Origin of the sequence: Klenkia taihuensis (assembly GCF_900112525.1) — a bacterium.
Classification (GTDB): domain Bacteria; phylum Actinomycetota; class Actinomycetes; order Mycobacteriales; family Geodermatophilaceae; genus Klenkia; species Klenkia taihuensis.
On the sequence record NZ_FOMD01000001.1, the window covers coordinates 700328 to 724417 of the forward strand.

The following is a 24090-nucleotide window of genomic DNA, read 5'->3' on the forward strand; positions in this document are numbered from 1 at the left end:
AGCGGTCAGGGCTGACTGCTCGCCGACGAGGAGGTCGCGTGGCACTGCTGGACGGCCTGCTGGCCGACCTCGAGGCCGAGGGAGCCGCGCTGGACGCCGTGGTCGCCGGTCTCGACGACGCCGGATGGGCCACCCCCACCCCCGCGGCCGGCTGGACCGTCGCCCACCAGGTCGCCCACCTGGCCTGGACCGACGAGGCGTCCGTGCTCGCCGCGACCGTGCCCGCCCCGGTGCTGCCCGACGAGTCCGTGGACGCGGCCGCCGCGGCCGGCGCCGCCGGCCCCCCGGCGGAGCTGCTCGCCCGGTGGCGGGCCTCCCGCGCGGCGCTCGCGCAGGCGCTGGCCGCCGTCCGGGCCGGGGCCAAGCTGCCCTGGTACGGCCCGCCGATGGGCGCGGCCTCGATGGCCACCGCCCGGTTGATGGAGACCTGGGCGCACGGCGTCGACGTCACCGACGCGCTGGGCCTGCCGGTCTCGGCGACGGACCGGTTGCGGGCCGTCGCCCACCTCGGTGTGGTGACCCGCGGGTTCGCCTTCGGCCAGCACGGCCTGCCCGCCCCCGTCGAGGACGTCCGGGTCGAGCTGGTCGCGCCGTCGGGCGCGGTGTGGACGTGGGGCGAGGCCTCCGCGGCCGACCGGGTCACCGGCCCGGCGCTGGACTTCTGCCTGCGGGCCACCCAGCGCCGCCCCCGCTCCGCGCTCGCGCTCACCGCGACCGGGCCGGTCGCCGACCGCTGGCTGGACGTCGCCCAGGCCTTCGCCGGGGCGCCCGGCGCCGGGAGCCACGGGTGACGTTCCCGCTGCGGATCGGCAACGCGTCGGGCTTCTACGGCGACCGGCGGGCCGCCGTCCGGGAGATGCTCGAGGGCGGGCCGCTCGACGTCCTGACCGGGGACTACCTGGCCGAGCTGACCATGCTCATCCTCGGCCGGGACCGGGCGAAGGACCCCGCCCGCGGGTACGCCCGCACCTTCCTGGCCCAGCTCGAGGAGTGCCTGGGCCTGGCCCGCGACCGCGGGGTGCGGTTCGTGGTCAACGCCGGCGGCACCAACCCGGCCGGGCTGGCCGACGCGGTGCGCGCGCTGGCCGACCGGCTGGGCGTGCCCACCGCGGTCGCCCACGTCGAGGGCGACGACCTGCTGCCCCGCGCCGCCGAGCTGGGGTTCGGCGAGCCGATCACCGCCAACGCCTACCTGGGCGCCTTCGGCATCGCCGAGTGCGTGCGGGCCGGCGCCGACGTCGTGGTCACCGGCCGGGTCACCGACGCCTCGCTGGTCGTCGGGCCGGGCATCGCGCACTTCGGCTGGGGCCGCGACGACCTCGACGCGATCGCCGGGGCGATGGCCGTGGGCCACGTGCTGGAGTGCGGCACCCAGGCCACCGGCGGCAACCTGTCCAGCTTCGACGAGCACCCGCTCGAGCAGCTGCTGCACCCCGGCTTCCCGCTGGCCGAGCTGCGCGCCGACGGGTCGGCGGTCATCACCAAGCACCCGGGCACCGGCGGCGTGGTCGACGTCGACACCGTCACCGCCCAGCTGCTCTACGAGATCACCGGCGCCCGCTACGCCGGGCCCGACGCGGTCGCCCGGTTCGACACCGTGCAGCTCACGCCCGACGGCCCCGACCGGGTGCTGCTCTCGGGGACGCGCGGCGAGGCGCCGCCGCCGGAGGTGAAGGTCTGCCTGAACGCCCTGGGCGGGCACCGCAACGAGGTCACCTTCGTGCTCACCGGCGACCGGGTCCAGGCCAAGGCCGCGCTGGCCCGGGCCCAGTTCGAGGCCGCGCTGGACCCCCGCCCGGCCGAGCTCGTCTGGTCGACCGTCGGGGCGGAGAACCCGGACGCCGACACCGAGGCCGGCGCCAGCGTGCTGCTGCGCGCCCAGGCCACCGACCCCCGCGCCGAGGTGGTGGGCCGGGCCTTCTCCGGCGCCGCGGTCGAGCTGGCGCTGGCCTCCTACCCCGGCTTCCACCTCACCGCCCCGCCCGGTACCGGCTCGGCGTACGGGGTCTGCACGCCGGCCTTCGTCCCGCAGGGCGCCGTCCCGCACGTCGCCGTCCTGCCCGACGGGCGGCGCGTCGACGTCCCCCCGCCGTCGGTCACCGCCCCGCTCGCCGACCTGCCCGCGCCCCCGGCACCGCCGGTGGTGCCCGGCCCGACCCGGCGGGCACCGCTGGGCGCGGTCGCCCGGGCCCGCAGCGGCGACAAGGGCGGGACGGCGAACATCGGCCTGTGGGCCACCACCGACGAGGGCGCCGGGTGGCTGGCCGCCGCGATCACCCCCGACGTCGTGCGCGAGCTGCTGCCCGAGGCCGCCGGCCTGCCGGTGACCGTGCACCCGCTGCCCGCCCTGCGCGCCGTCGACGTCGTGGTCGAGGGCCTGCTCGGCCAGGGCGTGGCCGCCAGCACCCGCTTCGACCCGCAGGGCAAGGCCGTCGGCGAGTGGCTGCGCGGCCGCACCCTGCAGATCCCGGAGTCCCTCCTGTGACCGTCCTCCGCTCGACGCTGGACACCGCCGGCGCCGCGTTCGCCGCCAACCGCGACGCGGTGCTCGCCGCGCTGCGCGACCTGGACGACGACCACGCCCGTGCCGTCGCCGGCGGCGGGGAGAAGGCCGTCGCCCGGCACCGGGCCCGCGGCAAGCTGACCGCCCGGGAGCGCGTCGAGCTGCTGGTCGACCCGGACAGCCCGTTCCTGGAGCTCTCGCCGCTGGCGGCCTGGGGCACGGAGTTCGCCGTCGGCGCCAGCGTGGTCACCGGCGTCGGCGTCGTCGAGGACGTCGAGTGCGTCGTCGTCGCCCACGACCCGACCGTGCGCGGCGGGGCGAGCAACCCGTGGACGCTGAAGAAGACGCTGCGCGCCATGCAGGTCGCCCGGGAGAACCGGCTGCCGCTGATCACCCTGGTCGAGTCCGGCGGCGCCGACCTGCCCACCCAGAAGGACATCTTCATCCCCGGCGGACAGCTGTTCCGCGACCTCACCCGCCTGTCGGCCGCGGGCATCCCGACCATCGCGATCGTGTTCGGCAACTCCACCGCCGGCGGGGCCTACGTGCCCGGCACGAGCGACCACGTGGTGATGGTCGACGGCGGTGCGAAGGTGTTCCTGGGCGGCCCGCCGCTGGTGCGGATGGCCACCGGCGAGGTCTCCGACGAGGAGTCCCTGGGCGGCGCCGCCATGCACGGGCGGGTCTCCGGGCTGGCCGACCACGTCGCCGTCGACGAGGTCGACGCGCTGCGCATCGGCCGGCGGGTGGTGGCCCGGCTCAACTGGCGCAAGCGCGGACCGGCGCCGGCGGCCGTCGTCCCCCCGCGGTACGCCGAGGACGACCTGCTCGGCGTCGTCGGCCCCGACCTCTCCCAGCCCTTCGACCCCCGCGAGGTGCTCGCCCGGGTCGTCGACGACAGCGACGTCGACGAGGTCAAGCCGCGCTACGGCCCGTCGCTGGTCACCGCCTGGGCGCGCATCCACGGCCACCCGGTCGGCGTGCTGGCCAACGCGCAGGGGGTCCTGTTCAGCGCCGAGGCGCAGAAGGCCACCCAGTTCATCCAGCTGGCCAACGCCGCCGACACCCCGCTGCTGTTCCTGCACAACACCACCGGCTACATGGTGGGCAAGGAGTACGAGCAGGGCGGGATCATCAAGCACGGCGCGATGATGATCAACGCCGTCTCCAACAGCCGGGTGCCGCACCTGTCGGTGCTGCTGGGCGCCTCCTACGGCGCCGGGCACTACGGCATGTGCGGGCGGGCCTACGACCCGCGGTTCCTGTTCGCCTGGCCGACGGCGAAGTCCGCCGTCATGGGCCCGGCCCAGCTCGCCGGGGTGCTCTCGATCGTCGCCCGTGCGTCGGCCGAGTCCCGCGGCACCCCGTTCGACGAGGACGGCGACGCCGCGATGCGCGCCGCCGTCGAGGCCCAGATCGAGGCGGAGTCGATGCCCCGGTTCCTGTCGGGCCGGGTGTACGACGACGGCATCATCGACCCGCGCGACACCCGCACCGTGCTCGGCCTGTGCCTGAGCGCGATCGCCAGCGGCGAGGTGGCCGGCACCGGCGCCGGCCACGGCACCCCGGCCTACGGGGTGTTCCGCCCGTGAGCCTCACCCGCGTGCTCGTGGCCAACCGCGGCGAGATCGCCCGCCGGGTGTTCCGCACCTGCCGCGACCTGGGCGTCGGCACCGTGGCGGTGTACAGCGACCCGGACGCCGGCAGCCCGCACCGCGCCGAGGCCGACCGCGCCGTCCGGCTGCCCGGGGCGACCCCGGCGCAGACCTACCTGCGGGCCGACCTGCTGGTCGCCGCGGCGCTGGCCGCCGGGGCCGACGCGGTGCACCCGGGCTACGGCTTCCTGTCCGAGAACGCCGACTTCGCCCGGGCGGTCGTCGCCGCGGGTCTGACCTGGATCGGCCCGCCGCCGTCCTCGATCGACGCGATGGGCTCCAAGGTCGATGCCAAGGCGCTGATGGCCGCCGCCGGGGTGCCGGTGCTGCAGCTCGACGAGGTCACCGCGGCCGACCTCCCGGTGCTGGTCAAGGCCTCGGCCGGCGGTGGTGGCCGAGGCATGCGCGTCGTCCGCCGGCTCGAGGACCTGGACGGCGAGCTGGCGGCCGCCCGCGCCGAGGCGGCGTCGGCGTTCGGCGACCCGACGGTCTTCGTCGAGCCCTACGTCGAGGCCGGCCGGCACGTCGAGGTGCAGGTGCTCGCCGACGCCCACGGCACGGTGTGGTCCCTCGGCGAGCGGGAGTGCTCGCTGCAGCGCCGGCACCAGAAGGTGGTCGAGGAGACGCCGTCCCCGTTCGTGGACGGCGAGCTGCGGGAGCGGCTGTCGGCGGCCGCGGTGACCGCGGCCCGGGCCATCGACTACGTGGGTGCGGGGACCGTGGAGTTCCTGGTGCGCCCCGACGGCGCGTTCTCCTTCCTGGAGACCAACACCCGGCTGCAGGTGGAGCACCCGGTCACCGAGTGCGTCACCGGCCTGGACCTGGTCGCCTGGCAGCTGCGCATCGCCGCCGGCGAGCGGCTGCCCGCGGAGCCCCCGGCGCCCACCGGCCACGCGATCGAGGTGCGGCTCTACGCCGAGGACCCCGCGCACGACTGGCGACCGGTCAGCGGCCCGGTGCACCGGTTCGACGTCCCGGGGACGGCGTTCGCCGTGCCGCCGGCCCCCGGCACCCGGGTGGACGCCGGCGTGGTCGACGGCAGCGTGGTCTCCACGCACTACGACCCGATGCTGGCCAAGGTGGTGGCCTGGGCGCCGACCCGCGACGAGGCCGCCGCCCGGCTCGCCGCCGCCCTCGCCGGCGCCCGGCTGCACGGGCCCACCACCAACCGCGACCTGCTGGTCCGCACCCTGCGCCACCCCGCCTTCCTGGCCGGGGACACCGACACCGCCTTCTTCGACCGGCACGGCCTGGACACCCTGGCCGCACCGCTGGCCGGCCCGGACGACGTCCGGCTCGCCGCCGTCGCCGCCGCGCTCGCGCTGGCCGCCGGGCGGCGGCGGTCCGCGGTGCTCGGCGACCTGCCGAGCGGGTGGCGCAACGTGCCCTCGCAGCTGCAGCGCGCCGCCTTCGCGCACGGCGAGGAGACCGTCGAGGTCGGCTACCGGCTCACCCGCGACGGCCTGGCCGGCGTCCCCGGCACCGCGCTGGTCTCCGCGACCCCGAAGGCGGTGGTGCTGGCCGTCGACGGCGTCGAGCGCCGGCTGCGGGTCGCCGCCTACGACGACGACGTGCGGGTGGACGGCGACGGCTGGTCGGTGGCGCTGCGGCTGCTGCCCCGGTTCCCCGACCCGTCGGCCGCCGTCGCCGCGGGCTCGCTGGTCGCCCCGATGCCGGGGTCCGTCGTCGCGGTCCACGTGGCCCCCGGGGAGCGGGTCGGCGCCGGCCAGCGGCTGCTGGTGCTCGAGGCGATGAAGATGCAGCACCCGGTCACGGCACCCGCCGACGGCGTCGTGACCAGCGTGGACGTGGCCGTCGGCGACCAGGTGGAGGCCGGCGCGGTCCTCACCGTCCTGGAGGGGGACCCCGCATGACGCTGGACTTCGACGAGGGCGACGAGCTGCGCGACCTGCGCGCCGCGGTCGCCGACCTGGCCGGCCGCTACGGCCACCGCTGGTTCCTGGAGCAGGCCCGCACCGGCGGCACCGTGCAGGAGCTGTGGGCCGAGGCCGGCAAGGCCGGGTTCCTCGGCGTCAACCTGCCCGAGGAGCACGGCGGCGGGGGCGGCGGCATGGTCGAGCTCGCGGTGGTGCTCGAGGAGCTCGGCGCGGCCGGCTGCCCGCTGCTGATGATGGTGGTCAGCCCGGCCATCTGCGGCACGGTCATCGCCCGCTACGGCACCCCGGAGCAGCGCGACCGGTGGATCCCCGGCATCGCCGACGGCACGCTGACCATGGCCTTCGCCATCACCGAGCCCGACGCCGGGTCCAACAGCCACGAGATCACCACCACCGCCCGCCGCGACGGCGACGAGTGGGTGCTGTCGGGGCAGAAGATCTGGATCAGCGGGGTGGACGTCGCCGACGCCGTCCTGGTGGTCGCCAAGCTCGCCGACGCGGGCGACAGCACTCTGCCCGGGTCCGGCAGGCGGACGCTGCGGCCGGCGCTGTTCGTCGTCCCCACCGGCGCCCCGGGCCTGTCGCGGACGCAGATCCCCATGGAGCTGGTCAGCCCGGACAACCAGTTCCAGCTGTTCCTCGACGACGTCCGGCTGCCCGCCGACGCGCTGGTGGGCTCGCCCGACGCCGGCATCGCGCAGCTGTTCGCCGGGCTCAACCCGGAGCGGGTCATGGGCGCGGCGTACTCGCTGGGCACCGCCCGGCTGGCGCTGGACCGCGCCGCGGCCTACGCCCGCGACCGCCGGGTCTGGGGCACCCCGATCGGCGCGCACCAAGGCGTCTCGCACCCGCTGGCCGCCGCCCAGGTCGAGGTGGAACTGGCCCGGCTGATGATGCTCAAGGCGGCCTGGCTGATCGACCACGGCCTGGACGCCGGTACCGCCGCCAACAGCGCGAAGTACGCCGCCGCGGAGGCCGTGGTGCACGCCGTGGACGCCGCGGTGCAGACCCACGGCGGGTCGGGCCTGTCCCAGGAGAACGGCATCGGGGCGCTGGTGACGGCGTCCCGGTTCTCCCGGATCGCGCCGGTCAGCCGCGAGATGGTGCTGAACTTCGTCGCCCAGCACGACCTGCAGCTGCCGCGCTCCTACTAGGCCCCGGTGATCCGGTTCTCCGGGTCGAGGCCGGTCTCGGCGTCGGCGGTGTCCGCGCCCTCGGCGGGCTGGTCGGGGTGCGGGGTGCGGCCGGCGTCGTCGGTGGTGGCGGTGTCGGCGCCCTCGGCGGGGTCCTCGGAGTGGGTCGGTGTCGTCATGCCCCCTGGCCTGCCCGCTCGGTGCGCGCACCAACCGTCGTGGGGTGAGCTCGTGTGCCCGCAGGGCATCCCGGATGCCGGGCGCCCGGGCGCCCGGGTGGTGGTCGACGCCCCGCCGGAACCACACGGCCGCGTCGTCGTCTTCCTGCACGGAAGTCCGTCCTCCTGCACCAGATCTGGCGAGGGGGGACGGACATCGATCAACCCCCCTGATCGACGCTGCGGGCCCGGGGGAGGTCGGCGAGGGCGGCGCGGACGGCGGCGTCGTCGGGCAGGCCGCCGCGGGCGCCCGGGCCGGTGGTGGACAGCGCGGCGGCCACCGCGGCGTAGCGGACGGCCTCCGCCAGCGCGGAACCCCGGTCCAGCGCCGTGCACAGCGCCCCGCAGAAGCAGTCGCCGGCCCCGGTGGTGTCCACCGGCGACACCGGCAGCGGCGGCTGGTGCAGCGCCGGGCCCTCGGCCGGGACGACCAGCACCCCGTTGCCGCCCAGGGTGACCACCACCGACCGCGCGGCCAGCCCGCGGGCCAGCCCGGCGAGCCCGGCGAGGTCGTCGGCACCGGCACCGGCCAGGTCGGCCAGCTCGTGCTCGTTGGGCACCAGGACGTCGACCTCGGCCAGCAGCTCGGCGGGCAGCGGCTGCGCGGGGGCGGGGTTGAGGACGACGGTGCCGGTGCACGCGCGGGCGGCGGCGACCACCGTGGGCACCGGGGTCTCCAGCTGCAGCAGCAGGACGCCGGCCCCGCGCACGGCGGGCACGTCGACGTCGGCCGGGGTGACCTCGCCGTTCGCCCCGGGCACCACGACGATGAGGTTCTCCCCGCCCTCGGCCTCGACCGGGATGGTGGCGCTGCCGGTGGGCACGCCCGGGGTGGCCTGCACCAGCGCGGTGTCCACGCCCGCCTCGCGCAGGGCGGCCAGCTGGCGGGCGCCGGCGTCGTCGTCCCCGACCCGGCCCACCATCGCGACGCCGTCGCCGAGCCGGCCCGCGGCGGCGGCCTGGTTGGCGCCCTTCCCGCCGGGCAGCAGCTCCACCGCCGACCCGATCACCGTCTCGCCACGGCCGGGCAGCCGCCCGACCGTGACCACGAGGTCCTCGTTGAGGCTGCCGGCCACCACCACGCTCACCCGCGGGAGCCTAGGGCGCGCCGGGGCAGCAGGTACCAGGTCGTCAGGCCCACCACGCCGACGACCGCGCCGCCCGCGACCGCCGCGCCGGTGCCGAGCACCACGTGCAGCACCAGCAGGACGGCGCTGACCACGGCGAGCAGCAGCAGCGCCAGGCCCACCACCAGCAGCCGGTTGCCGTCGCGCACCAGCGCCTCCCGGGCCCGGTGGCGGAACACCACGCGGTGGTAGGAGACCGGCGCGATGAGCAGCACCGCCGACAACGCGGTGGCCATCAGGGTGATGACGTAGAGCGTGGTCGCGAAGGCGTCGAGGTCGCCGAAGCGGGAGCTGAACGGCAGCGTCAGCAGGAACCCGAAGAGCACCTGGACGCCGGTGATGGTGACCCGAAGCTCCTGCAGCAGCTCCCCGGTGTTGCGGTCGAGCACCTCGTCGGGTGTCTCGTCCCGCGCGCGTGCTGCCCGCTCCGGTCCCGGTTTCCCGCCCACGGCGCAGCGGTACCCCGACGCGGACACCCGACGAACCTGGAGGACCGACGTGGCCGACGACGACAAGCAGATCCGGGACGACTTCCACGACGCGGTGAACATGACCGCGAAGGAGCTGGAGAAGTTCCTGGAGACCGACGAGTCGAAGGAGGTGGGGCAGAAGTCCGGCGGGTCGGGGGAGTCCACCGGCCACGAGTCCGGCCGCCGGATCGTCGAGCTGCTGGGCACCAAGGTCGCCGACCTCACCGACGACGACCACCAGCACATGAAGAAGGTGACCGGCTACGTGAAGCGGCACCTGGCGCAGGGCCCGTCCAAGAACGACGTCGAGGACTCCAAGTGGCGGTACTCCCTGATGAACTGGGGCCACGACCCGCTCAAGGACAAGTAGCGTCGCGGGCGTGCCGCTGGCCCGCAACGACCCCGCCCAGTACGACGAGCTCGCCGACCAGTGGTGGCAGCCCTCGGGCGGGTTCGCGATGCTGCACTGGCTGGCGGCCTCCCGCGCCGAGCACATCCCGCCCGCCGCCTCGCCGGACGCCGTCCTGGTCGACCTGGCCTGCGGCGGCGGGCTCATGGCGCCGCACGTGCAGCGGCTGGGCTACCGCCACGTCGGGGTCGACCTCGGCGCGGCGGGGCTGGCGGTGGCCCGCGAGCACGGGGTGGGCGCGGTCCGCGGGTCGGTGCTCGCCGTCCCGCTGGCCGACGGGTGCGCCGACGTCGTGGTCTGCGGCGAGGTGCTCGAGCACGTCGAGGACGACGTCGCCGTGCTCGCCGAGTGCGCGCGGCTGCTGAGGCCCGGCGGGGCGCTGGTCGTCGACGCGATCGCGGACTCCCGGCTGGCCGGCCCGGTCGCGGTCACCCTGGCCGAGCGGATCCCGGGCGGGCCCCCGCCGGGCATCCACGACCCCGCGCTGTTCGTCGACCGCCGCCGGCTGCTGGCCGCCGCCGACCGGCTGGGCCTGGAGCTGCGGCTGGTCGGCCTGCGGCCCTCGGTCCGCGACGTGGTCGCGTGGAGGCGGGGACGGCGGGACGGCGTCCGCATGCGGCCGATGCGGTGGAGCGGCATCCTCTTCGCCGGCTACGGCCGCAAGCGCTGAGCCCCGACCGCCCGTACCGTCGGAGAAGTGACGCTTCTCCCGGGCCGGTCCCGATGACCGCCGCCGTGATCACCGGCTCCGGCCGGGCGCTGCCGGCCACCTACACGCAGGACGACGTGTGGGAGGGCTTCTTCGCCGAGCACTACGCCGGGCTGCGCTCGGCGCGGCGGGTGTTCTCCGCGTCGGGGGTCAGCACCCGGCACGCGGTGGTCAACCCGGTGCACGAGGACATCTCGCAGTGGGGCACCGGCGCCCGGATGGCCCGCTACGTCGACGAGGCCATGCCGCTGGGCAAGCAGGCGGTCGCCGCCGCGCTGGACTCCGCGGGCCTCGCGCCCGGCGACGTCGGGCTGTTCTCCGTGGTCACCTGCACCGGCTACGCCACCCCGGGCCTGGACATCCGGCTGGCCAGCGACCTGGGCATGCCCGCCGGGGTGCAGCGGCTGCTGGTCGGCCACATGGGCTGCTACGCGGCGCTGCCGGGCCTGGGCGCGGTCGGTGACTACGTGGTGGCCCGGTCCCGCCCCGCGGTGATGCTGTGCGTCGAGCTGACCAGCCTGCACGTGCAGCCGGCCCGGCACGACCTGTCGCAGGTGGTGGCGCACGCGCTGTTCAGCGACGCCGCGTCCGCCGTCGTCCTCGAGCCCGGCGCCCGTCGCGGTCTGCGGGTGGCCGCGACGGTGGCCCGCACCGACTCCTCGACCGCCGACCACATGACCTGGGACGTCACCGACCTGGGCTTCAAGATGGGCCTGTCGCCGCGGGTGCCCGACGTGCTGGCCCGGCACGTCGGCGACGTGGTGCAGGAGCTGCTGGACACCGCCGGCCTGCAGGTCGGCGACGTGGCCGGCTGGGCGGTGCACCCCGGTGGCCCCCGGATCCTGGACGTCGCCCGCGACCAGCTCGGCCTCACCGAGGAGCAGATGGCGCCCTCGCGGCGGGTGCTGGCCGAGCACGGCAACTGCTCGTCGGCCACGGTGCTGCTGGTGCTGGACGAGCTCGGGGACGTCGACGGCCCGGTCGTCGCGATGGCCTTCGGGCCCGGGCTGACGCTCTACGCCACGCTGCTGCTGCCGGCCTGAGCAGAGGGGGACCGGGCGGGGGCAGGGCCCGGTAGCTGAACGGAGCTGTTCCGGTCAGCTGCTCCGATCCTGGGGGGTCCCGGGAGGCCCGGCCAACCGCCGCGCAGCTGGTGGGACCCGTGGTACGCGATCCGGTCGGGCGGGGCGGCGGGTCGGCACGCTGAGCGACCGCGGACTCACCAGAGACTGCCGCGCCGCCAGTCGCACACGAGCACCTCGGTGGGGTCGACCGGCTCCACCGGCAGCACGTAGACCCAGGAGTCGTCGCCGTCCACCACGCCGTCGGGGGTGAGGCAGCGCAGCGGACCGGTCCAGCGGGTCCAGCCGCGGGCGTCGTAGAGCGCCGCGCCGTCCTCGCTGGCGGCCAGCGCGCCGAGCTCGAACCCGCCCCGCACCAGCCGCTCGACCTCGGCCATGAGCGCCCCGGCGATGCCCTGGCGGCGGGCGTGCGCGGCGACCGCGACCGCCTCGACGTAGCCGGTGCGCAGCGTGCGCTCCCCGGCGATCAGCTGCCGGCCGACGACGGCGGCGTGCCCGACCAGCTCGCCGTCGCGGCGGGCGAGCACGTGCAGCCCGCCCAGGGCGTGGCCCCAGTCCTCGTCGGAGAAGTGCTCGTCGTCGTCGGCGAAGGCGCCGTCGAGCAGGGCGCGCAGTTCTTGCCGCTCGGCGGGGGTCAGGTCCGCGGTCGGCAGGGTGCGCAGCTCCACGCCGCTCAGTCTCGCGGTCCCCGCAGCTTCGTGGTCAGCCGGGCGATCTCGTCGAGCATCGCGGTGGCGCCGGCCTGCAGCTCGGCGTTGCCGGTGAAGACGCCGTCGTCGTCGATGAACTGGGTGAAGAACGGGATGGTGGCGGCCTCGACGACCGGCACGACGCGCAGCGCGCCGAGCACCGGCTTGAGCGCGGCGGCCGAGCGGGTGCCGGCGGAGACGCCGCCGTAGGAGACCAGGCCGGCGGCCTTGTCGGCCCACTCGTGGAAGAGGAAGTCGATGGCGTTCTTCAGCCCGCCGGGGATCGAGTGGTTGTACTCGGGGAAGACGAAGACGAAGGCGTCGGCCCGGGAGATCGTGGCCGACCAGGCCTTGGTGTGGTCCTTCGTGTACTGGCCCAGCCGCGGGTGGTTGGGCTCGTCGAACACCGGCAGCCCGGCGTCGGCCAGGTCGACCAGCTCGACGTCGAACCCGCCGTGCGCCTGTGCCTGCTCGGCGACCCAGCGGGCCACGGCGATGCCCTTGCGGCCGGGGCGGGTGCTGCCGGCGATGACCTGCAGGACGGGACGGGGCACGGCGGGGCTCCTCGGGTCGAAGTGGTTGAGCCTTCAAACTACGCCGGTCGACGGGCGACGACGAGCGGGGGCGAGGTCCGGGACCGTTCCGTCCCGCCCGGTGGGGTGGGACGCTGGCGCGGAACGGGCCCGGCCGGGGGTCCGGGTCGGGTGGGGAGGTGGCGGTGGCGCACCTGTCGATGGAGGTCGACGGGGTGGACGAGGTCGCTGCGGCCCTGGCCGAGCGGTACCGGGTGGCGGTCGGTGCGGCCGGTCCCCGCCCGGGCCTGCGGCTGGTGCAGGACACCGTCGCCGGCGTCGAGGTCTCGCGGATCCGGTACGGCGTGGACGCCGTGATCACCGCCCAGGAACCGCGGGCGGGCACCTGCGTGGCCCGGCTGCGCGGCGGGTCGGTCGGCTACCGGTCGGCCGGGCAGCAGCACCGGTGGGCCGCCGGCGACGTGTACCTCGCCGCGCCCGCCGGCGCGGTGTTCGAGGCCGAGGTGCACGACTGCGAGGCCGACTACGTGGTCATCGACCCGTCGACCTTCGCGGCGGTGGCGCAGACCGCCGACGGCGGGGCGCCCGCGCTCACCGGCTGGACGCCGGTGTCGGGCGCGGCCGCCCGGCAGTGGCTGGACACCCTGGAGTTCGTGCAGCGGACCGCGGCCGGGCCCGCCGTCCCGCCGCTGGTGGCCGGGGCGACGGCGCGGTTGATGGCGGCGGCGACCCTGGCCGCCTTCCCGACCGATGCCGCGGTGGAGCCCGCCGCCCGGGACCGCCGGGACGCCCGGCCCCGCATCGTGGCGCAGGCCGTGGCCTTCATCGAGAGCCACCCCGACCGGGACCTGACGGTCGCCGACGTCGCGGAGGCCGCGCACGTCACGCCCCGCGCCCTGCAGCTGGCCTTCCGCAAGCACCTGGGCACCACGCCGATGGCGCACCTGCGCCGGGTCCGCCTGGAGCGGGCGCACGCCGACCTGCTCGCCGCCGACCCCGGCCGCGCCACCGTGGGCGCGATCGCCGCCCGGTGGGGGTTCGCCGACGCGGGCCGCTTCGCGCGGCGGTACCGGGACGTCTACGGCCGCTCCCCGAGCACCACGCTGCTGTCCTGACCGCTCCTCGCCGTCAGCGCACGTCGAGGAGCGGGACGAACACCTGCCCGACCAGCGCCTCGACCTCGCGCCCGGACAGGGGGTCGGGCTGGTCGACGTAGCGGGACCACCACAGCGCCCGCAGCACCCGGTCCGCGGTCCCCTCGCGCCGGGTGGGCACGGCCCGGCCCCGAGCGCGTTCGGCCCCGACGACGCGGGCCAGGACGCCGCTCAGCGGCCAGCGGACGACCTCGTCCAGGGCGCCCTGCACCACGAGGCTGGTCCGGGCCTCGCCGAGCAGGGCGGCTGCGGCCCGTTCACCGCGGTCGAGGTCCCGCGTCCAGGGGTGCAGCACCGTGGCCAGGTCGCCGGCCAGGGATGCGGTGCTCGGCGCGCGCGGGACCAGGCTGCAGGTGCGGACCGCGTCGGCGGCGAGGTGTGGCATGTCGGGCCAGCGCCGGTAGACCCCGGCCCGGCCGGCGCCGGCCCGGGAGGCGACACGCTCGATGGTGAGCAGCGAGAGGCCACCCTCGGCGAGGACGTCGACCGCCACGGCCAGCAGGCGGGTCGTCAGCTCCTCGTCCCGCGGCCGGCCGCCGCGCACCGGGCCGGGGTCGGACGGTGGACGGCGCTCGGGCCGCGCCCGTGGGGACGGTGCCCTGCCCTTCGGTGACGGGTCCGCGGTGGGGGAGACCATGCTGCGCTCCTGTGCGCCGACGCCCGACGTCGTCGTCGGGCCGGCTCCACGCGGCCCGGCGCTCGCTCGTCGACGCCCGGCCGCACCGGTGATGAGGATCGTAGATCGACGGTCAGGATCCCTGCACGACCAGATCGACCGGGTCGCCGGGCAGTCGGCCGGCTGAGCGGACCTCGCCGGCGCCGCCCACCGCGGCGGCGAGCTGTCGGGCTGAGATGGTGCTATTCGCCAGTGTCCGTTGATCCCCGCAGCAATTCTTGCGCGCATTCCGTGACTGCGCGTCCGAAACGGCAATGAATCGGTGGCACCATTCTGACTTTTTTCACCTCGGCATTTGCGCTGCTCCGTCCGCGCATTCGATCAGCAACGGAACAGCGAGACTCGGAAGGCCCGATTGGGCTGGCACCATCCAGGGGCAGCGACTGGTCATGACTCAGCAACCACACCCCCCGATCAACGACCCCCGTGACAGCACCCGCGTCGACCGGGACCGCCGCGCCAACCCCGTGGGCGCCTATGCGGCGATCACCGGCATCGTCATCTTCACCATCGCCACCTTCCTGTCCTGGGTGTCCACCACCGACCCGGAGGACCCCACGTCGGGGTCCGGGTACGAGACGGACACCGTCATCCCGCTGCTCGCCTACCTGGGGATCGGGCTGGCCGTGGCGCTGCTCTACGCCATCTCCCGCGCCCGGGGGCGCCAGCACCGCGGCCTGTCCCTGGTCACCATGGCGGTCGGCATCGCGGCCGTCGGGATCGCGCTGAGCTACGTCTTCGACGCCCCGGGCGCCTTCGAGCGGGGTGCGGACCTCGAGGCCGAGGCCGGGCCGTGGATCGGCCTGGTCGGCGGGATCGTGTGGTCGATCGGAGCCGGCCTGTTGGCCAAGGAGCCCGAGGGCGACGACGACTGGCACGAGGCACGGCGAGTGACCGGCAACTCCGCACTCTGACTGCTGCAGCGGGCCTCACGCCCCCGCATGGGGCTCGCGGCGCAGCTGCGTGAGCGGGTGGCGCAAACCGAACTCGCAGTGTCAGCTTGGGAAGGACCAGTGCGGCACGCAAAAGCCCTGCTCAGAGGCCCTGTTTCGCGTTGTCACCCCGCTCATGACCTAGGAATGACCTACCGCCTGGGCCCAGGACGGTGCGTGGGGCGGGGTCGACGCGACGTCGGCGGCGGTGGCTGCGGTGGCCGGATCCGCGCCTCGAGGGCCCGGGCGATCTCGGCGTCGCGGTCGTCGTTGGCGTGCTGGTAGATCAGTGCGGCGTCCGGGCTGGCATGGCCGAGCCGGCGCATCAGCTCCTTCGTGCTCGCCCCGGCCGCGGCGGCGAGGGTGGCACCGGTGTGCCGCAGCTCGTGCAGTCGGACTGGACCGAGCCCGACGGCGTCGGCCGCCCGGCGGAAGGTCTTGCCGAAGTTGGCGACGCTGAGGAAGCCACCGCTGCGGGTGCCGAACACGAGAGCGTCCGGGGTGTCCGGCACGTGCCGGTCCATGTGCTTGAGCAACGCGATGCGGACGCTGGTGGGTAGCGCGACCGTGCGGTGGCCGGCCTCCGTCTTGGGCTCACCGACTACCCAGCGGCCGTCGTAGTAGCGCACGGCCCGCTCGATCCGCAGCCGTTCCCCTTCGTCCAGGACGTCGGACCGGCGGAGTGCGGCTGCTTCGCCGAACCGGAGCCCGGCGAAGGTGAGGACCATGACCAGCGCGCTGTACCGCTCGGTGCGGGTCGACTGTCCGAGGTGATTGGCGACGGCGGTGGCCTCGGTGGCGGTCAGCGCCCGGGACGGCCGGGCCGCCTTGGGGGTGGACGCCCCGCGCAGCTTGCACGGGTTGGCCGGGATGGCGTCGTCGGCGACAGCAACACCCAGGACGGCGCGCAGCAGGCGGTAGCTCTGCGCGAGCACCGCCGGCCCCGTCGTCGCGGCCGCGGTGGCGTGCCAGCTTCGCACCATCGCCGGGGTGACGTCGCCGACCTCGACACCGGTCCATCGGTCAGCGAGGTGCAGCCGCCAGAGGTTGGCGTAGAGGACCCGGGTCGAGTCGCGGAGGTCCTGACGCTTCAGGTAGTCGGCTGCGAACTCGTCGACCGTGCGGCGGGCGCCCTCGGGTGCCCGCCACATGCGGCGGACGGCGTCGGTCTGCTGGGTGGCCAGCCAGACCCGCGCATCGGCCTTGGTGGGGAAGGTGGCCGACCGGCGCTTGCCGTCCGGTCCGGTGCAGCGAGCTCGCCACTTGCCCGAGGCCATTTTGTCGATGGCCCCGAACGAGGCCCGGGACGCCATGGCGGCCGGCCGTCAGACCGCGGTGGGGGAGGGGCCCGTCGAGCGCACGGTCCCGGCGTCGAGGTAGGCGTCGAGGTCCGACTGCCAGAACCGCAGCGAGCGGCCGGCCTTGGTGTGGGTGAGCCGGCGCTCAGCGACGAGCCGGTAGACCAGGCGGCGCCCGCACCGGAGGTAGGCGGCCGCGCTGTCGATGTCGTGCAGGCGGTCGGCGGCGCGGTTGCTGGCGGTCGTCACGGGCTGCCTCCTGGCGCTGGTGCTCACCCGTGCGGGATCGCGGGTGCGGTGGCCTGTCGCGCTCAGCAGGTGGCGTGACCGTTCACCAGGTGTCATCCCGGCCGGGGTGACGTAGGTGGTCGGGGTCGTATGGGTCGGCGCGGGTGAACCTGGGCCGCTGTTGGTCGCGCCAGCGGATGGTGCTCCACGCATCCCTGTCCTCGAGTGCCTCGATGAGGGACCGGAGCTCGTAGGCGATGCCGATCAGGTACGGGGTGTCGACGTGGTGTCCCGAGACCTGACGGGTCAGCTCGCGGATCAGCCCTTTCCACTCGCGGTTCCTCGGCTCCCGGCGTGGCTGCGGCCGGGGTGGGGTGGCGGGGACGCGGACGATGCGTTCGACGACCTCGACCGCGCTCAGACCGGACGAGGCGGCGCGTCGTTGCTCCCAAGCCCGTTGCCGGCAGGAGGCTGAACACCACTTCGGCACCGGCCCCCGAGGCTTCGGGGTGATGGGGCCACGGCACCATCCGCAGCTCACGGCGGCCCGACGGCGGTCCTCTGCGGGGGCGGGTCCAGCTGGCGTCACAGAGGCATCAGCTGCGCTCGCCTGATGCTGATCGACGGCGGCTCGACGTCGGCGCTCGCGCTCACGTCGGCGTTCCTGGTCGCGGCGGGCTTGTTGGCTTGGCATGTGATGCAAAGGCGTCGCGCATCAGAAGCAGGTGTCACGACAAGTCGCCGACACCCAAGATGCAAGAGGTGTGTCGGCTTTGTCTGTTCGGGATCGGTGGTCGGGTGACGGCGAGGTTTGCATGAGCTGGAGTGGCGTTGGCGGAGGTGCTCGTCCACAGGCGGGGGTGTGGTCCTAAGCGTCCAAAAGTAGCGGCCGGGAGTGCCAGCGGAGGGCCCACCACAAGAGAATTGATCTTGATTGAGCCCGTCCTGGCCTCCCCACAGGAGCCCGTCATGACCACCACCGAACGCCCCCACGTCACCCCGACCATCGGCAGCCAGGAGCTCTGTGTGAGGTCAACCCGCGCACGCTGCTGGTCGACCTGAACGTCCGGCATACCGCCGCCGTCGACGCCGACCTGGTCGCCAGCGTGGCCGAGCACGGCGTGCTCGTCCCGATCGTCGGCGTCCGCACCGAGGACGGGCAGGTGCGGGTGCGAGTCCAACACATTTCATCGAACACGTGTGCGAGTCTGGGGGGGGGGGAGTTACTAATCGCCGCTGCCCAGAGGCCGGCGCGCGGCGTGCCCACGAGCGCCGGGTGGCCCAGGCCCGCGGCCGTGGTCCGCTGCGGACCCTGGCCGATGAGCAGCTGCAGCTGGGCACCCGCCCGGTGACGATCACGCCCGAGCGTCGGTCGATGTGGGCGCTGGCCTGGCTGCAGTTCGGGCACACCGACATCCGCGCCACCGTGGTGGTCAAGCGCTGGACCGCCGACGCGGTCGGCGTCGAGCTCGAGGTGGGGGAGGAGCGGCTGCGCTGCTGGGTATTCAGGGCGCCGTCGAGCACGTCGAAGGCCCGATCCCCCCAGCCCTGCGCTTAAGACCGCGCAGCGCAGCCCCGCCGATGGCCACACTGGACAGCCGGACGAGGTCGAGTAGGGGAGTGCGGTCAGGTATGCAGGTGGCGACGCTGACCACCCGAGATGCGCGAGGTCATCGCCCTCACCGAAGAGCGGCTGACGTGCATCCGCAACGAGACCGACCGCATGGACACCCACCAGCAGCTGGCTGACCTCTAAGCCGGCTGCTCCGTGCCCAAACCCGCGAGCTCGCCGCCGATGCCGGCCTCGCCCGGCTCCCGCACGGCCGCTGCTGCCTGCTCACCCCGAACCTGCGTGACCCGGCGCTGAGAGACCTGGCGCGGCTGGCCGCCCTCGACGACGTCAACGAGGACCTGCGCGCCCGGTGCGACACCGCGCTCGAGCACCTGCATCGCGAATCCCGGTAGCGTCGCCGAGGCCACCCCCGCATCCCCTCCAGGAGTACCCCGATGGCAGGTCCAGACGCTGCGACGATCCGCGCGTGGGCACGGGCGGTGGGTAAGCCCGTCGGCTCCCGCGGCGCCATCGCCGCCGAGCTCTACAACGCCTACCGCCGGGCGCAGATGATCAGCCGCCTGCGCCGCGTCGGCGGCGTGGCGGTCGCGGTGGCACCCGACGTCCTGCGCGCGATATCCAAGCGCGCCCCCCGTCCCCACCCGTGACCTCGTAGGCCGGTGCGGGTTGGCTACTGCACGAGGCGGGCCGCCGACACCGAGGCGGTCTGACGCTCGGCGGTCAGCTCGCCAGCTAGGCCAGCGTTCCGCTGTAGTTGAGTGAACGCTGCAGCGCCCGAGTGGTGGCGGGCCTTCGCGGCCCGGGACAACGCCCGCATGGTCTGGTGGAGGGCCGAGCGGACCGCGGCCGCCGCCCGCCTGGCGGGAAAGGGGCTGTCCAAGCGGTTACCGGGTCTGCAAAGCTGACGACGAGATGGGTAGCGTCGGGCAGAAGGCGACGGGACGCCCGCGCAGCGTGCGGAGGACCCCGAGGACGACCACTGCTGACACCTCGACGGCGAGTACGCCGGCGGTCCGTTCCCGCATGCAAGCCCAGCGGGCCCGAGACACCGGTCCCGAGCTCGCCGTCCGTCGTCTGCTGCACGCAGTCGGGCTGCGCTACCGCGTCGACCGGGCCCCGCTGAAGGGGATGCGTCGCCGGGCTGACCTGGTCTTCGGGCCAGCTCGGGTGGCGGTTTACATCGACGGCTGCTTCTGGCACAGCTGTCCACAGCACGGCACCCGGCCGGCCAGCAACGCCGATTGGTGGGACAGCAAGCTAGAAGCCAACCGGCGACGGGACGCAGACACTAATCAACGCCTCACACAGGCCGGCTGGGTGGTGTTGCGGGCCTGGGAGCACGAAGACCCCCAGGATGTAGCTGACCGCGTGAGGAAAGTAGTCATAGCAAGGCGCGGCGACAGAATATCGAGTGACCGGGCATCGAACGAGGGGGCGGCGTGAGCGCCGGGCAATCCATCACAGCAATCGACCTGTTCTGCGGGGCAGGAGGACTGTCCGAGGGCCTGCGGCAGGCCGGAATCCCGGTCGCCGGGGGCATTGACGTCGACCCGGCATGCAGCTACCCCTTCGAAGTCAACATCGAGGCCCCGTTCCTCGAACAGGATGTCCGCGACGTCACCGCAGCCCAACTCAACCGCATCTGGCAGCCAGGCGCGGTGCGGGTGCTCGCCGGCTGTGCGCCTTGCCAGCCCTTCTCGCCCTACCGCCGCGGCGTCGACACCACCTCCGAGGAGCAGTGGCCGCTGCTGGCTGAGTTCGGGCGCCTGGTGGCCGACACTCGCCCCGAGGTCGTGACGATGGAAAACGTACCGCGGATCGGCAACGCCGGGGTGTTCACCGAGTTCGTCGAGGGGCTGCGGGCCGCCGGGTACTCCGTGGACTGGCGCAGCTGCAACGGGCTGCACTACGGGCTGCCCCAGGGCCGGCGGCGACTGGTCCTGCTCGCCTCCCTGCTCGGCCCGCTCAAGGTCCCCGACGGGCCGCTGCGCCATCGTGCACCCCGCACGGTGCGCGACACCATCGGCGAGCTTCCGGCAGTCGTCGCCGGCGGCGTCGACGCTGCTGACCCGCTGCACAAGGCCCGGGCGCTCACCGAGGTGAACATCCGCCGGCTGCAGGCGTCCAAGCCCGGCGGCTCGTGGCAAGACTGGCCCGAGGAGCTGCGTGCGCCCTGTCACCGCAAGGCCAGCGGGTCCACCTTCCGCAACGTGTACGCGCGCATGGAGTGGGACAAGCCCTCCCCGACCATCACCACGATGGCCTACAACTACGGGACAGGACGATTCGGTCACCCCGACCAGGACCGGGCCCTCACACTCCGGGAGGCCGCGATGTTGCAGGGGTTCCCGCAGGACTACCAGTTCGTCCGCGAGGGCGGCGATGCCCGGTTCAATCACCTGGGCCGGCTCATCGGCAACGCCGTCCCCCCGCCGATCGCGGCCGCCGTCGGCGCCGCGATCGTCGAGCACGTCGCGCTGCACACCGCGGGCCGCCAGGCAGACGCCCCGTGACCCCCCGCCGTGGACGAGGCCGGAACGTCGCCGCCCGCCAGAAGCCCGCCGCATCCGCAGCCCCCGAGCCCCCCGCCGCAGCGGCCCCGTCGGCGGAGCTGCTCCCGGACGACGACGGTCACCTGTACTCGATGACCGTGGACCTCTCCGTCCTGGAGGCGCTGGGCATCAACCTGTACAGCAACGCCGCCGCAGTGCTCTCCGAGCTGGTGGCCAACGCCTACGACGCCGACTCCACGCTGGTGGCCATCGATTGGAAGAACCACGGCAGCAAGGTCGTCGTGGCCGACGACGGCGCCGGCATGACCAGGCAGGAACTCAACGACAGGTTCCTCAAGGTCGGATACAAGAAGCGCCTTACCGAGGGCCTGGTCTCCCCGCGGTGGGAGCGCCCCTACATGGGCCGCAAGGGCATCGGCAAGCTATCGGTCTTCTCCATCGCCGAGACCGTCACGGTCTATTCGACCAAGGACCAGACGAGCAACGGCCTCCAGATCAAGGTCCCGGCCCTGGAGGAGGCCATCCGTGCGGGCGAGCCCTACCACCCACTGCCCGTCAACGTCCCCAAGGAGTACGCACGCCGGGGGACGGTCATCGTGCTCGAGGACCTCAAGCACAAGCGCGCCGACCTGACCGCAACGGCCCTACGCAAGCGGCTGGCACGCAGGTTCGACGTGCTGCACCAGACCCCGCCCGAGGAGGGGGGGTTCTACATCGCCATCGACGCCAAGAACATCACCTACGCCGACCGGCAGGAGCTCAAGAAGCTGGAGTTCGTCTGGGAGTTCGGTGAGGACCGGATGCCTGGTGAGGTGCTGCCGACCGGCATCACCAGGTTCGATCTGCCCGACACCGTCTCCTCCTCGGAAGGCTGGAAGGTACGCGGCTGGATCGGCACCGCACGCAGGCCCACCGACCTCACCGACGACGAGGAAGCCGGCTCGCTGAAGAACATCATCGTCCTGGCCCGGGGGCGCCCCATCCAGGAAGGCATCATCGAGAAGCTGGACTTCAGTCGGATCTTCGGCAACTACGTCACCGGTCAGGTCGAGGCGGACTTCCTTGACCTCGACGGCGACTACGGCGACATCGCCACCAGTGACCGGCAGCGTCTCATCGAGGACGACGAACGGGTTATCGCCCTCCAGAAGTTCCTCCGCGAAGCCTTCGTGAAGGCCTCGGACCAGTGGAGCGAGCACCGGCCCAAGAAAGAGGCCCAGGACGTCCTCGGGCGCTTCCCTGCCCTCAAGGACTGGGTCGAGGCGCGCCCCACCGGCCAGCAGGAAGCGGCCAAGACCATGATTGGGACCATCGCTGCCCTGGCACTAGAGAAGAAGACCGAAGCCGCTGACCGGGCCACACTTTTCCGGTCAGGTGTACTGGCGTTCGAGCGGATCGGGCTGCGGGACACCGCCGCCCAGCTGGGTCGCCTGGAAGAGCTCGGCGGGCTGCAGGCCGCTGATTTGTTGCCGTTATTGGGCAGCCAGGAGGCATACGAAGCCGGCCTGTGGGTTGACATCCTGCGCTCCCGGGTCGAGGCCATCTCCACCTTCCGCTCCATCACACGCAGCGACGAGAAGGAGAAGGTCGTCCACAAGCACCTGTTCGACAACCTGTGGCTGCTTGACGCCTCCTGGGAACGGGCATCGGTGGGCGGCAAGATGGAGGAGAACCTCCGAGACATCCATCCCGGCTTGTTCGCCCGCGGCGAGCAGGGGGACGAGATCACCGGCCGCATCGACATCAGGTACGCCACCAGCAGCGGCCGACACGTCATCGTGGAACTCAAGCGCAGTAGCGCCCGCCCCACCGTGACCGACCTGCAGACCCAGGGCCTGAAGTACTTCAACGCCCTCGACAGCATCCTCGAGCAGAGGCAGCGTCCCGACCGGGACATCGAGGTGATCTTCGTCCTGGGGACCCCACCCAGGACGCCGACCAAGACCTCCCGGCAGACGGCTGATGAGCACATCCACGACATGCTCAAGGGCATGAACGGGCGGTACGTCCTGTACGAGGCACTCATCAACAACGCCGAGCACCAGTACCAGGAATACCTCGAAGCCAGCGACAAAGCGCGGGACCTCGACAAGCTAATGGCCAGCCTCGATCAGGCCGAAAGCGAGTAGACCGCCTTCCCGTCGGGCCGCACGCCTCAGGCAACCCCCGCCCGCTCGACAACGTTGACGATCAATCCACAAGGGGTTCAGCCGACGTCGGACAGCACGCCCTAGACGGCCGACCCGCGACCAGGGGAGTCGGGAGCGCAAGCACGCCTCCTGCTATAGATGGCCCGGCCGGGGCGGCCATGCAGATCTCTGGCTTCCTCCGGTCTAGCGGGGTGAGCGTCGTTGGCGGGCGGCGTTGCGTGCAGATCGGGTCGTGTACGGGCCGGGGTCGAGCTGGTGTCGGTCACCCCGACCGGCGTGGGGCAGCGGGTGCTGGCCCGGACGACCGTGGAGATCGAGGACGGCAGCAAGCCTGCATGCGTCCTGGACGGACTGAGCGTGGTCGTGCCCTGAGCTTCACGCCTTCGCGGGGCCGCCCGGCTGCCGCAGGCGGGCGGTGCCAGGTGGCTGCCAGGCGACCGAGTCGGGCAGCCACCTCGGCGTCGCGGCGCTCGGCGGCGTGCTGGTAGGTGAACGACGATGCCGCCCTGGCCAGCGCACGGCTCGACACCGTCGTGCTCACCGCCCAATAAACTCGGACTAGCTGGGGACCAGGCCCGGCGGGATCGGCAGAGGCGTCCGTCCGCAATTGGCTGTCTTGAGGGCTGCTTGTCGGGGTGACGTCCTGGCATGTGGTGACGTCGGACCGGCGTCGACGGGCCGGACGACGGACACTGTTATCTCTGTCCGGTCCCCAATGCGGGGCCTCGCATGGATCTGTCACCCCTCCGCCTCCGGCATCTGCGCAGCTCACAGGGCGCTTTACGAGCCAGATTCCGTGTCCGTAGTCGGTGCGTTGGTCACATAGTTCGCCGAGGCATGCGTTGAGGCCGCTGCCACCACCCTGACGTACGGCCACGTCGGAATCGACACCTGATCGCTCCTCCATGGGGTGACAGGCCGCCCGGGTGTTGGAGGCGTCGCCGCCGCCCGCCCGTGTCGGGCCGAAGCTTCGACGAGACGCGCCGGAGCGGGTGCTGCTCGGGTGCCGCAGGTGAGCAGACGGGCGCAGGACCCACCGGCCGCACCGGACAGGGGTGACGTCGGCGGTGCCATCGACGGGCCCGGCGTGACCTAGTCATGACCTAAGTGGGAGCGAAGTTAGGTCACAGAGGGGGTCGT

General features: G+C 73.8%; 24 protein-coding genes. 15 read left to right on the top strand and 9 right to left on the bottom strand.

Translation table 11 applies throughout. The features are described 5' to 3' along the window. Positions 1-38 precede the first annotated feature (38 nt). From BM158_RS03415 to BM158_RS03435, 5 genes are read left to right on the top strand one after another with little or no spacing between them, the layout of a single operon-like run. Complete coding sequence (locus BM158_RS03415; RefSeq protein ID WP_229827475.1) at positions 39-791, top strand: TIGR03084 family metal-binding protein; 753 nt, start codon at positions 39-41, stop codon at positions 789-791. Continuing rightward, complete coding sequence (locus BM158_RS03420; RefSeq protein ID WP_091554696.1) at positions 788-2485, top strand: acyclic terpene utilization AtuA family protein; 1698 nt, start codon at positions 788-790, stop codon at positions 2483-2485. The genes BM158_RS03415 and BM158_RS03420 overlap by 4 nt, the downstream gene beginning before the upstream one ends. Continuing rightward, the gene (locus BM158_RS03425; RefSeq protein WP_091554698.1) at positions 2482-4095 is read left to right on the top strand and encodes an acyl-CoA carboxylase subunit beta; all 1614 of its coding nucleotides are present in this window, start codon (positions 2482-2484) and stop codon (positions 4093-4095) included. The genes BM158_RS03420 and BM158_RS03425 overlap by 4 nt, the downstream gene beginning before the upstream one ends. Next, positions 4092-6032 (top strand): ATP-binding protein, encoded by a 1941-nt coding sequence (locus BM158_RS03430; protein ID WP_091554700.1) that lies wholly within the window; start codon positions 4092-4094, stop codon positions 6030-6032. The genes BM158_RS03425 and BM158_RS03430 overlap by 4 nt, the downstream gene beginning before the upstream one ends. Next, positions 6029-7210 carry an acyl-CoA dehydrogenase family protein gene (locus BM158_RS03435; RefSeq protein ID WP_091554703.1) on the top strand — a complete coding sequence of 394 codons (1182 nt, stop codon included), beginning with the start codon at positions 6029-6031 and terminating at the stop codon, positions 7208-7210. The genes BM158_RS03430 and BM158_RS03435 overlap by 4 nt, the downstream gene beginning before the upstream one ends. Here the strand turns inward: BM158_RS03435 and BM158_RS21655 are convergent. From BM158_RS21655 to BM158_RS03445, 3 genes are all read right to left on the bottom strand, one after another. Beyond that, positions 7207-7368: a hypothetical protein gene (locus BM158_RS21655; RefSeq protein ID WP_165628823.1), complete on the bottom strand. Its 162-nt coding sequence runs from the start codon at positions 7366-7368 to the stop codon at positions 7207-7209. The two genes, BM158_RS03435 and BM158_RS21655, sit on opposite strands and share 4 nt — an antisense overlap. Before the next feature lie 200 nt (positions 7369-7568). Continuing rightward, a complete protein-coding gene (locus BM158_RS03440; protein WP_091554705.1) occupies positions 7569-8495 on the bottom strand; it encodes a ribokinase in 927 nt (308 codons plus the stop codon). Continuing rightward, positions 8492-9010: a DUF6328 family protein gene (locus BM158_RS03445; RefSeq protein ID WP_341349803.1), complete on the bottom strand. Its 519-nt coding sequence runs from the start codon at positions 9008-9010 to the stop codon at positions 8492-8494. The genes BM158_RS03440 and BM158_RS03445 overlap by 4 nt, the downstream gene beginning before the upstream one ends. A gap of 22 nt (positions 9011-9032) precedes the next feature. Between BM158_RS03445 and BM158_RS03450 the strand changes: the two genes are divergently transcribed. The 3 genes from BM158_RS03450 to BM158_RS03460 are packed head-to-tail and all read left to right on the top strand — an operon-like array spanning position 9033 to position 11165. Beyond that, complete coding sequence (locus tag BM158_RS03450; protein ID WP_229827473.1) at positions 9033-9374, top strand: DUF3140 domain-containing protein; 342 nt, start codon at positions 9033-9035, stop codon at positions 9372-9374. Positions 9375-9384: 10 nt separating this feature from the next. After that, positions 9385-10083 carry a methyltransferase domain-containing protein gene (locus BM158_RS03455; RefSeq protein ID WP_091554712.1) on the top strand — a complete coding sequence of 233 codons (699 nt, stop codon included), beginning with the start codon at positions 9385-9387 and terminating at the stop codon, positions 10081-10083. A 53-nt stretch (positions 10084-10136) separates the two neighbouring features. Further along, a complete protein-coding gene (locus BM158_RS03460; protein ID WP_091554714.1) occupies positions 10137-11165 on the top strand; it encodes a type III polyketide synthase in 1029 nt (342 codons plus the stop codon). A 176-nt stretch (positions 11166-11341) separates the two neighbouring features. Here BM158_RS03460 and BM158_RS03465 read toward each other — a convergent pair whose 3' ends face one another. After that, positions 11342-11872 carry a GNAT family N-acetyltransferase gene (locus BM158_RS03465; RefSeq protein ID WP_207506136.1) on the bottom strand — a complete coding sequence of 177 codons (531 nt, stop codon included), beginning with the start codon at positions 11870-11872 and terminating at the stop codon, positions 11342-11344. A gap of 5 nt (positions 11873-11877) precedes the next feature. Further along, complete coding sequence (locus BM158_RS03470) at positions 11878-12447, bottom strand: NADPH-dependent FMN reductase (RefSeq protein ID WP_091554717.1); 570 nt, start codon at positions 12445-12447, stop codon at positions 11878-11880. A gap of 158 nt (positions 12448-12605) precedes the next feature. On the opposite strand from BM158_RS03470, the gene BM158_RS21975 reads away from it, so the two are divergent. After that, complete coding sequence (locus tag BM158_RS21975) at positions 12606-13541, top strand: helix-turn-helix transcriptional regulator (protein WP_207506138.1); 936 nt, start codon at positions 12606-12608, stop codon at positions 13539-13541. A gap of 13 nt (positions 13542-13554) precedes the next feature. Here BM158_RS21975 and BM158_RS21660 read toward each other — a convergent pair whose 3' ends face one another. Further along, complete coding sequence (locus BM158_RS21660; protein WP_165628824.1) at positions 13555-14124, bottom strand: TetR/AcrR family transcriptional regulator; 570 nt, start codon at positions 14122-14124, stop codon at positions 13555-13557. A gap of 521 nt (positions 14125-14645) precedes the next feature. On the opposite strand from BM158_RS21660, the gene BM158_RS03485 reads away from it, so the two are divergent. Further along, complete coding sequence (locus BM158_RS03485) at positions 14646-15170, top strand: MATE family efflux transporter (RefSeq protein WP_131801962.1); 525 nt, start codon at positions 14646-14648, stop codon at positions 15168-15170. Between the two features lie 170 nt (positions 15171-15340). Here BM158_RS03485 and BM158_RS03490 read toward each other — a convergent pair whose 3' ends face one another. Beyond that, a complete protein-coding gene (locus BM158_RS03490; RefSeq protein ID WP_091554723.1) occupies positions 15341-16501 on the bottom strand; it encodes a site-specific integrase in 1161 nt (386 codons plus the stop codon). Positions 16502-16513: 12 nt separating this feature from the next. Then, positions 16514-16735 carry an excisionase family DNA-binding protein gene (locus tag BM158_RS03495; RefSeq protein ID WP_207506140.1) on the bottom strand — a complete coding sequence of 74 codons (222 nt, stop codon included), beginning with the start codon at positions 16733-16735 and terminating at the stop codon, positions 16514-16516. A 1255-nt stretch (positions 16736-17990) separates the two neighbouring features. On the opposite strand from BM158_RS03495, the gene BM158_RS03500 reads away from it, so the two are divergent. Further along, positions 17991-18272, top strand: a complete 282-nt coding sequence (locus tag BM158_RS03500) for a hypothetical protein (RefSeq protein WP_091554726.1) — start codon at positions 17991-17993, stop codon at positions 18270-18272. A 194-nt stretch (positions 18273-18466) separates the two neighbouring features. Here BM158_RS03500 and BM158_RS03505 read toward each other — a convergent pair whose 3' ends face one another. Then, positions 18467-18694, bottom strand: a complete 228-nt coding sequence (locus BM158_RS03505) for a hypothetical protein (protein WP_091554727.1) — start codon at positions 18692-18694, stop codon at positions 18467-18469. Between the two features lie 27 nt (positions 18695-18721). Between BM158_RS03505 and BM158_RS03510 the strand changes: the two genes are divergently transcribed. The 4 genes from BM158_RS03510 (at position 18722) to BM158_RS03525 (ending at position 22929) form a co-directional block, all read left to right on the top strand. Beyond that, complete coding sequence (locus tag BM158_RS03510; RefSeq protein WP_091554728.1) at positions 18722-18934, top strand: Lsr2 family DNA-binding protein; 213 nt, start codon at positions 18722-18724, stop codon at positions 18932-18934. Positions 18935-19199: 265 nt separating this feature from the next. After that, a complete protein-coding gene (locus BM158_RS03515) occupies positions 19200-19730 on the top strand; it encodes a very short patch repair endonuclease (RefSeq protein WP_091554731.1) in 531 nt (176 codons plus the stop codon). After that, a complete protein-coding gene (locus BM158_RS03520; protein ID WP_091554733.1) occupies positions 19727-20800 on the top strand; it encodes a DNA cytosine methyltransferase in 1074 nt (357 codons plus the stop codon). Before BM158_RS03515 ends, BM158_RS03520 begins: the two co-directional genes overlap by 4 nt. Next, the gene (locus BM158_RS03525; protein ID WP_131801963.1) at positions 20797-22929 is read left to right on the top strand and encodes a BbrUII/HgiDII family restriction enzyme; all 2133 of its coding nucleotides are present in this window, start codon (positions 20797-20799) and stop codon (positions 22927-22929) included. The genes BM158_RS03520 and BM158_RS03525 overlap by 4 nt, the downstream gene beginning before the upstream one ends. The last annotated feature ends 1161 nt before the right edge of the window (positions 22930-24090 follow it).